This window comes from Shewanella sp. SG41-3 (genome assembly GCF_014164545.1).
GTDB lineage: Bacteria > Pseudomonadota > Gammaproteobacteria > Enterobacterales > Shewanellaceae > Shewanella > Shewanella vesiculosa.
The window spans coordinates 1-3,227 of sequence record NZ_JACJFJ010000003.1; the positions used below are offsets into that span (position 1 = coordinate 1).

Annotated in this window: 1 rRNA gene; it reads right to left on the reverse strand. The window is 49.7% G+C overall.

Annotated elements, in window-relative coordinates:
• Positions 1-62: 62 nt before the first annotated feature.
• Positions 63-2,967 (reverse strand): 23S ribosomal RNA (locus H5164_RS06000).
• Between the last annotated feature and the right edge of the window lie 260 nt (positions 2,968-3,227).

Consider the following 3,227-nt stretch of genomic DNA (forward strand, 5'->3'; position numbering starts at 1 on the left):
TCGCACTGCTTAAGCGCTTTATTCTAATACTAAGTCGTATCAGTAAAACCCATCTGGGTTGTATGGTTAAGCCTCACGGGTCATTAGTACAAGTTAGCTCAACGCCTCACAACGCTTACACACCTTGCCTATCAACGTAGTAGTCTCCTACGGCCCTTTAGAGAGCTTAAAGCTCTAGGGATGACTCATCTTGGGGCTCGCTTCCCGCTTAGATGCTTTCAGCGGTTATCGATTCCGAACGTAGCTACTGGGCAATGCCATTGGCATGACAACCCAAACACCAGCGGTTCGTCCACTCCGGTCCTCTCGTACTAGGAGCAGCTCCCCTCAATCATCCAACGCCCACGGCAGATAGGGACCGAACTGTCTCACGACGTTCTGAACCCAGCTCGCGTACCACTTTAAATGGCGAACAGCCATACCCTTGGGACCGACTTCAGCCCCAGGATGTGATGAGCCGACATCGAGGTGCCAAACACCGCCGTCGATATGAACTCTTGGGCGGTATCAGCCTGTTATCCCCGGAGTACCTTTTATCCGTTGAGCGATGGCCCTTCCATTCAGAACCACCGGATCACTATGACCTACTTTCGTACCTGCTCGACGTGTATGTCTCGCAGTTAAGCTGGCTTATGCCATTGCACTAACCGTACGATGTCCGACCGTACTTAGCCAACCTTCGTGCTCCTCCGTTACTCTTTGGGAGGAGACCGCCCCAGTCAAACTACCCACCAGGCACTGTCCTCAACCCCGATAAGGGGCCAGAGTTAGAACATCAAAACTACAAGGGTGGTATTTCAAGATTGACTCCACTCAGACTAGCGTCCAAGCTTCAAAGTCTCCCACCTATCCTACACATGTAGGTTCAATGTTCAGTGCCAAGCTATAGTAAAGGTTCACGGGGTCTTTCCGTCTAGCCGCGGGTATACGGCATCTTCACCGCAATTTCAACTTCACTGAGTCTCGGCTGGAGACAGCGTGGCCATCATTACGCCATTCGTGCAGGTCGGAACTTACCCGACAAGGAATTTCGCTACCTTAGGACCGTTATAGTTACGGCCGCCGTTTACCGGGGCTTCGATCATGAGCTTCTCCGAAGATAACCCAATCAATTAACCTTCCGGCACCGGGCAGGCGTCACACCGTATACGTCATCTTGCGATTTTGCACAGTGCTGTGTTTTTGATAAACAGTTGCAGCCACCTGGTATCTGCGACTCCCGTCAGCTTAGAGAGCAAGTCTCATCACCAACAGGAGCGTACCTTCTCCCGAAGTTACGGTACCATTTTGCCTAGTTCCTTCAGCCGAGTTCTCTCAAGCGCCTTGGTATTCTCTACCCGACCACCTGTGTCGGTTTGGGGTACGATTCCCGCTAACCTGAAGCTTAGAAGATTTTCCTGGAAGCATGGCATCAACTACTTCATCACCTTAGTGACTCGTCATCAGCTCTCAGCCTGTACATTAAAGTACGAATTCCCGGATTTGCCTAAGAATTCAACCTACCACCTTAAACGCGGACTACCAACGCCGCGCTAGCCTAGCCTTCTCCGTCTCTCCATCGCAGTTAGCGGAAGTACAGAAATATTAATCTGTTTCCCATCGATTACGCCTTTCGGCCTCACCTTAGGGGTCGACTCACCCTGCCCCGATTAACGTTGGACAGGAACCCTTGGTCTTCCGGCGAGGGAGTTTTTCACTCCCTTTATCGTTACTCATGTCAGCATTCGCACTTCTGATACGTCCAGTGTGGGTTACCCCTTCACCTTCAACCGCTTACAGAACGCTCCTCTACCGCGCACTTCTAATGAAATGCACCCGTAGCTTCGGTGGTATGTTTAGCCCCGTTAAATCTTCCGCGCAGGCCGACTCGACTAGTGAGCTATTACGCTTTCTTTAAATGATGGCTGCTTCTAAGCCAACATCCTAGCTGTCTAAGCCTTCCCACATCGTTTCCCACTTAACATACACTTTGGGACCTTAGCTGACGGTCTGGGTTGTTTCCCTTTTGACAACGGACGTTAGCACCCGCTGTCTGTCTCCCGAGTAGTACTCATTGGTATTCGGAGTTTGCAAAGGGTTGGTAAGTCGGGATGACCCCCTAGCCTTAACAGTGCTCTACCCCCAATGGTATTCGCTCGAGGCGCTACCTAAATAGCTTTCGAGGAGAACCAGATATCTCCGAGTTTGATTGGCCTTTCACCCCCAGCCACAAGTCATCCGCTCATTTTTCAACATAAGTCGGTTCGGTCCTCCAGTTGATGTTACTCAACCTTCAACCTGCCCATGGCTAGATCACTCGGTTTCGGGTCTACACCTTGCAACTAAACGCGCAGTTAACACTCGGTTTCCCTACGGCTCCGCTATTCGCTTAACCTCGCTACAAAATGTAAGTCGCTGACCCATTATACAAAAGGTACGCAGTCACGGTCTCAAGAACCGCTCCCACTGCTTGTACGTACACGGTTTCAGGTTCTATTTCACTCCCCTCACAGGGGTTCTTTTCGCCTTTCCCTCACGGTACTGGTTCACTATCGGTCAGTCAGGAGTATTTAGCCTTGGAGGATGGTCCCCCCATATTCAAACAGGATGTCACGTGTCCCGCCTTACTCGTTTTCATCTATGGTTAGTTTTCGTGTACGGGGCTATCACCCTGTGCCGCTGAGCTTTCCAACTCATTCCACTAACACCCCATAGACTTAAGGGCTAATCCCCGTTCGCTCGCCGCTACTAGGGGAATCTCGGTTGATTTCTTTTCCTCCGGGTACTTAGATGTTTCAGTTCCCCGGGTTTGCCTCACAACACTATGTATTCATGTTGTGATACATGCTTATGCATGTGGGTTTCCCCATTCGGATATCGTTAGCTCAAATGCTTATTACTAGCTCGCCAACGCTTTTCGCAAGTTATTACGTCCTTCATCGCCTCTGACTGCCAAGGCATCCACCGTATACGCTTGGTCACTTAACCATACAACCCAAATGAGTTTCACTTACGTGAACTCTGGGTCATATCATGACCAGCTGGTTTTTACTTGTCTCACCTCCGGGTAGGAAGTGGACTCGCCTTAGTTTTTTAGAATATTCAAGACACTTAAACAGTGTGTTGAGAACTCAAGTGTTAATGCTTTCGCATTAACGTTTTTCGCACTAACGTAATCACACAAACGACAACGAATCATCATCCATGCGCCTTTAGTTAGTACTATCAGCTTTCCAAATTGTTAAAGA